This is a genomic window from Fibrobacterota bacterium, assembly GCA_019509785.1.
GTDB lineage: Bacteria > Fibrobacterota > Fibrobacteria > UBA11236 > UBA11236 > Chersky-265.
This window is the reverse complement of record JAEKLQ010000031.1, coordinates 106,565-112,564: the sequence shown is the minus strand read 5'-3', so window position 1 is coordinate 112,564 and position 6,000 is coordinate 106,565. Positions and strand designations below refer to the sequence as shown.

The window sequence follows — 6,000 nt, the reverse complement described above, 5'->3', positions numbered from 1 at the left end:
GGGGGCCCGCCGAAGTCATGCAGATGGAGAGGCCCTCCGCCAAGATCGACGCGGCCCATCCCGGATCGGATCTGGCGGGGGAAACCGCGGCGGCCCTGGCGGCCATGTCCATGGTCTTTCGCGCGGGCGATGCGGCCTACGCGGATAAGCTATTGACGCACGCCAAGCAACTCTACGATTTCGCGGACAAGTACCGCGGGAAATATACGGACGCCATTCCCGGCGCCCAGGCGTTCTACAATTCTTGGAGCGGCTTCAACGACGAGCTGGTGTGGGGCGCCGCCTGGCTGTACATGGCGACCAAGGACGCGGCCTACCTGTCCAAAGCCGAGGCCGGCTACGCCAACCTGGCCACCGAACCGCAGAGCACCACCCATTCCTTCAAATGGACGCATGCCTGGGACGATAAGTCGTACGGATGCTACGTGCTTTTGGCCAAGCTCACGGGCAAGGACGCCTACAAGCAGGATGCGGAGCGTTGGCTGGATTTCTGGTCCGTGGGGACGGGCGGGCAGAAGATAGCTTACACGCCCGGCGGCCTGGCCTGGCTGGACTCCTGGGGATCCTTGCGCTACGCCATGAACACTTCCTTGATCGCTTTCATTTATTCGGATTACCTTACCGATGCGGCGAAGAAGCAACGCTACCACGATTTCGCCGTGCGCCAGGTGAACTACGCCTTGGGCGACAACCCCGCCAAACGCAGCTTCGAGATCGGGTTCGGGAACAATCCGCCCACCAAGCCCCATCACCGCTCGGCGCACGGATCCTGGGCCGACAATCTGACCATCCCCGAGCAAACCCGTCACGTGCTTTACGGCGCCCTCGTGGGCGGGCCGGGCAAGGACGACGCCTATACGGATAGCCGCCAGGACTATACGGTGAACGAGGTGGCCTGCGATTACAATGCGGCCTTCACCGGCGCCTTGGCGCGCATGTACCAGGAGTTCGGCGGCGATCCCCTGGCGAATTTCCCGCCCCATGAGACGCGCGATACCGAATTCGCCGTGTCCGCCAAGATCAACGCCTCGGGCCCGAACTTCACCGAGATCTCGGCCCGGGTGATGAACAAGACAGCATGGCCGGCGCGCATGGGGGATCATCTGAAGATCCGCTATTTCGTGGATCTGGGCGAGGTCTTCGCCTCGGGCTATACCCTGGACGATCTCAAGCTCACCATGGGTTACAACCAGGATAATTCCGCCCAGCCGCCCGTCTTGCAACCCTTCAACTCCGCGCGGAACATCTATTGCGTGTTGATCGATTTCGCCGGGGCGCAGATCTATCCGGGAGGCCAATCGCATTTCTCCAAAGAGGTCCAGTTCCGTTTAGGGCTCGCCCCTGAGGCCAAGGCCGGTTCCTGGGATCCTTCCAACGATCCCTCTTTCGCGGGCTTGCAAGCCGGCAGCGATCCCGTGGTGACGGGAAGGATTCCCGTCTATGAGAACGAGATCTTGGCGGCGGGCACGGCGCCGGAAGGCTCGCCGATTATCCAACAAGCAGCGTCCGGTGAACGGGGCCTGATCTGGTCGGCCTCCCGCGGCGAGTTGTCCTTTCCATGGCCCGCCGGCCATGCTTACCGGTTGGTGGTGCGATCGCTTTCGGGGCGCCTCCTGGCGCAGGCCGAAGGGCGGGGTAGCGCGGAACGGGTCCGGCTGGCCCTGCGCGGCCTGCCCCCCGGCATGGCCTTGGCTTCCCTTTACGAAAAGAATGGAGTCGCGAAGGATGGATACGGAAAAGGGAGCGACGGGAAGAATGCCGCTGCGACCTTACGGAAAGCCATCGCCGTGCTTCCGTAATCGCGGCAACGCCCTCTTACTTCCCTTTCCTTTACTTGCCCTTCAAGAACAGCTTGGCTTGCTGCGTCGGCGTAAGGAAGCCGGCCAATCCATCCCAATAAGCATCCTCGGCGGCGGGGATGGCGGCCAGGGAACGGCGGGCGGCGTCCACGGCGCTTTTCATATCGGCGTCCGGCGCCTTGGCCTCCACCTTCGCGCTCAATTGCTCCAGGGCCGTTTCCTTGGCGGCTTGCAGGCCCTGCATGGTTTCGTTCTTGGATTTGTTGGCCGCGTCGAATTTCTGTTTCTGATCGGGCGTTAGCGCGAAGGATTGTTTCCAGGCTTCGGCGGCGGCCTTCGCGGCTTGCTTCTGGGCCGAATCCTGCGGCGGCTGGGGCGGCTTCGCCGTCGTAGGCTCGCTGCCGGGGCCGCTCTTGGGCTTATGGCCTTTCAAGATCCACTTCGCTTGCTGGGTCGGCGTCAGGAAGGCCGCCAGGGCGTCCAGGAAGGATTCTTCCGCCGTCTGGATGGTTTTCTTTCCGGCGCGGATCTCGGCATAGGCCGGCCCGACTTGCGCATCGGAGGCCTTGGATGCGACCAGCCCCTTGAGGCTTTCGATCCGCGCTTTTTCCTGGTCGCGTACGGGTTTCACTTGCGCGGCGCGATCTTTTTCCGCCTGGGCGAAGCGTTTTTGCTGGGACGAATCGAGGCCGAAATAGGCTTTCCACTCGGCGGGGGAATCCGCGCGGCCGCTCGCGATGCATAGGGTAAGGAAGGCGATCGATAGAACGGGAAATAATTTCGACATGAAGAAACCTCCGGCTAGGGTCCGCGGTGGGGGAAAGCAAATCCCCGGCCTAACGATGTTCGCGTGAATTCGCGCGAAAGGACCGATGGAATGGGCGAGAGCGCCGGAACGGCAACCCAATTCGTGCGATGGCTTGCAGGATTTGGTGCGAATGGATCGAAGGCGTGGCTTAACCCCGTTCTCGTCGCTACGACCGCGAAAGGGCGCCAATATGTCCGGGGAAAAACCGTCTGGTCAGGTGGATGCGCGCGCGCGTAGGAAGTAAGTTTCATGGACCATTGGTGAGTAGTCGCCCTTTCAGGAAAGGGGCCTGCGCCAACATACTTGGTCGTCATCCGGTTATGCAATCTTTCCTCATCACCACCGGCATCGTCGCCCTCGCGGAAATGGGCGACAAAACGCAGTTGCTGTCCCTTTTCCTCGCCGCGCGGTTCCGCCGTCCCATTCCCATCATCCTGGGAATCCTCGCTTCGACCATCGCCAATCATGCCGGAGCGGGCGCCTTGGGGGCTTGGGTGGCGAGCTTGCTGGGTCTGCGCCTCCTTTCTTGGATCCTGGCGGCGTCTTTCCTGGGCATGGCGGGTTGGGCCTTGATTCCCGATTCCCCGGACGAAGCCAAGGAGGATTCCGGACGCTTGGGGGTCTTCTGGACAACCGCGATCTCTTTCTTCCTGGCGGAGATGGGCGATAAGACCCAGATCGCGACCGTGGCCCTGGCGGCGCGGTTCCATGCCTTCTTGCCGGTGGTCGCGGGGAGCACCTTCGGGATGATGCTCGCCAATGTCCCGGTCGTGCTGCTTGGCGATCGGGCCTCGCGATCGCTTCCATTGAAGTGGATCCGGCTGGCTTCGGCGGGGATTTTCGCGGTTCTTGGCCTGGTAGCGCTAATGGCGGCGATAAAGCGATGAAATAAAACCTTGTTTATCGTTTCCCGGCGTCTTTATTCGCTGTATAGAAACAGTACCGAGAAAAAATCCCATGGCAAAATTCAAGACCTTGATGATGTGCATTCTGTTCGCTGCGGCGGGAGCGAAAGCCAGCCTGGTGGAATACAAGATCGATTTCACGGTCGACTCGGCTTTTAATGGCGCCAACGGGACTTTTAATGCGGATGGTTACGGGCATTTTTCGTACCAGCCGGAAATCGGGGATGTATTCTCCGCGACTATCGGATTCGATGATTGCATCCTGGGGACGGTATGGGATCCGGGCGATCCCACCAGTCAGTTTTCCGGATTTCGCGGCCTTGGGCTCAGTTCGATATCCCCGATCCTGGAAGTACGGGATCATCAGTTGGTAGGTCTGTTAGGCGATGTTTACGGGATTGCGGATTGTCCCTTCGCCGATTTTTTGCCGGATGGAAGCTTTTCCGCGGTTGATCTGGGAACTAACGTCCTGATTGGAAGCATGCAAGTCGCGGGGGAAATCCCCTCCGTTCCCGAGCCGTCGTCAATACTCCTTTTCGGCATCGCGCTCCTTATTCCACTTTGTTTTTCCCATCGTCCGGGGGAAAAGCGTTATTGCATCATGAGGGATCCCGCATGACAGCGATGCGATCCTGTCCTTTATGGACACCGGAAGGCGAATGGAAATCGGTGCGATCCACCGTGGCGGGGGTAGTTGCGACTTCCGCGTCTTCGCGCCCGCCGCGCGCGCTCTGGCACTGGGGTTAGGCCCGGACGCCTCGCGCGTCGTCCCCCTGCAACCCGAACACGGAGGCTATTGGTCCGGGCGCGGCGAGGCTGCCCCGCCCGGCACCTTGTACCGCTACCGGATCGATGAAGGGCCCTGGCGGCCCGACCCGGCCTCCCGTTCCCAGCCCCAAGGGGTACATGGCCCCTCCGCCGTTTGGGATCCGTCGCCATTCAAATGGTCCGATTCCGGTTGGACCGGCGTGCCTCTGGATGAATCGGTCCTCTACGAGTTGCACATCGGCACCTTCACCCCCGAAGGGACTTTCGCCGCGGCCATAGGCAGGCTCGGGCATTTGCGGGATCTGGGCGTGAACGCCGTGGAGTTGATGCCCATATGCCAGTTCGCCGGCGCCCGCAATTGGGGATACGATGGGGTGGACCTGTTCGCGGTGCAGGATAGCTACGGAGGGCCGGACGGTTTCCAGCGCTTCGTGGATGCGGCCCACGGCCACGGCATCGCGGTCTACCTCGACGTGGTCTACAATCATCTGGGGCCCGAAGGGAATTACCTGCCTGGATTCGGGCCCTACTTCACCGAACGCTATCGCACGCCTTGGGGCGGCGCCCTCAACTTCGATGGCCCCGATTGCGATCCGGTGCGCGGGTTCTTCCTGGAGAACGCGATGCATTGGCTGCGGGATTTCCGCGTGGATGGATTGCGGCTGGATGCCATCCATGAGATTTATGATCGCGGCGCGCGCCCGTTTTTGGCCGAGCTTTCCGATACGGTGGAAGCCTTTTCCCGGCGTTCGGGATTCCCCCGGAGGTTGATAGCCGAGAGCGACCTGAACGATCCGAACGTGGTGCGTCCGACCGCCTCCGGCGGGCTGGGGATGGCGGGTCAATGGTTGGACGATTTCCACCATTGCCTGGACGCGCGGATGCGCGCTGGGAAAAGCGAATACGCCAAGGATTATGGTGATCCGAGATTCCTGGCCAAGGGCTATAAGGAAGGTTTCGTCTTCTCGGGGGAATGGTGCCCGTCCCGCAAGCGCCGCTTCGGGGCCTCGTCGGCGGGAATTCCCGCGGATCGGTTCATCGTCTTCCTGCAGAACCATGATCAGGTGGGGAACCGGCCGACCGGGGATCGCTTGGCGGCGATGGCCGATTTCCAGGCCCTCAAGGTCGCGGCGGCGGCCTACCTGTTGAGCCCGTACGTCCCCATGATCTTCATGGGGGAAGAATGGGGCGAAACCCGGCCCTTCCTTTTCTTCGTGAGCCATTCCGATCCGGCCCTTCTGCGGGCGGTGAGGGAGGGACGGAAAAAGGAATTCGGATTCCTCTGGGCTTCCGGTAGCGCGCCCGATCCCGCCGGCGAGGAAGCCTTTTCCCGATCGAAGATCGATTGGGGCAGGGCGGGATCCCCGCAGGGGCGTTTGCTCAGCGGATACTACCGGGAACTGATCGGCCTGCGTAAGTCGCACCCGGCGCTGCGCAGCCGGCGTAAGGAGGATTTGGAAATGGGGCGCATCGGGCCTGCATTCGTTCTCGATCGCTGGAGCGGCCCGCATCGGCTGTGGTGCGCGCTTAATTTCGGGAAGGAAGCGCAGCGCCTGGAATTGCCGCCGGGAGGCGCGTGGGGAAAGGTCTTCGACTCGGCGGAGGCCCGTTGGGACGGCCCGGGAAGCGCGGCGCCGGAAACGGCCGAGGGCGGGAGCCGTATCGACGCGCCGGCTTCGGCCGCCGTGGCTTATGCGCGCCGGGAGGATTCCCCGTGAGG

General features: G+C 62.1%; 5 protein-coding genes. 4 read left to right on the top strand and 1 reads right to left on the bottom strand.

Going from position 1 to position 6,000, the window contains the following annotated elements; all coding sequences use genetic code 11:
- On the top strand, positions 1 to 1,799 hold a 1,799-nt coding region (locus JF616_07935), incomplete at its 5' end, for a glycoside hydrolase family 9 protein (protein ID MBW8887671.1).
- Positions 1,800 to 1,830: 31 nt separating this feature from the next.
- Here JF616_07935 and JF616_07930 read toward each other — a convergent pair.
- Positions 1,831 to 2,586 (bottom strand): hypothetical protein, encoded by a 756-nt coding sequence (locus JF616_07930; GenBank protein MBW8887670.1) that lies wholly within the window; start codon positions 2,584 to 2,586, stop codon positions 1,831 to 1,833.
- A 341-nt stretch (positions 2,587 to 2,927) separates the two neighbouring features.
- Here JF616_07930 and JF616_07925 point away from each other — a divergent pair, with 341 nt between their 5' ends.
- From JF616_07925 to treZ, 3 genes are all read left to right on the top strand, one after another.
- On the top strand, positions 2,928 to 3,494 hold the full coding sequence (locus JF616_07925) for a TMEM165/GDT1 family protein (protein ID MBW8887669.1): 567 nt from the start codon (positions 2,928 to 2,930) through the stop codon (positions 3,492 to 3,494).
- A gap of 70 nt (positions 3,495 to 3,564) precedes the next feature.
- Complete coding sequence (locus JF616_07920; protein MBW8887668.1) at positions 3,565 to 4,131, top strand: PEP-CTERM sorting domain-containing protein; 567 nt, start codon at positions 3,565 to 3,567, stop codon at positions 4,129 to 4,131.
- A gap of 22 nt (positions 4,132 to 4,153) precedes the next feature.
- On the top strand, positions 4,154 to 5,998 hold the full coding sequence (gene treZ / locus JF616_07915; protein MBW8887667.1) for a malto-oligosyltrehalose trehalohydrolase: 1,845 nt from the start codon (positions 4,154 to 4,156) through the stop codon (positions 5,996 to 5,998).
- The last annotated feature ends 2 nt before the right edge of the window (positions 5,999 to 6,000 follow it).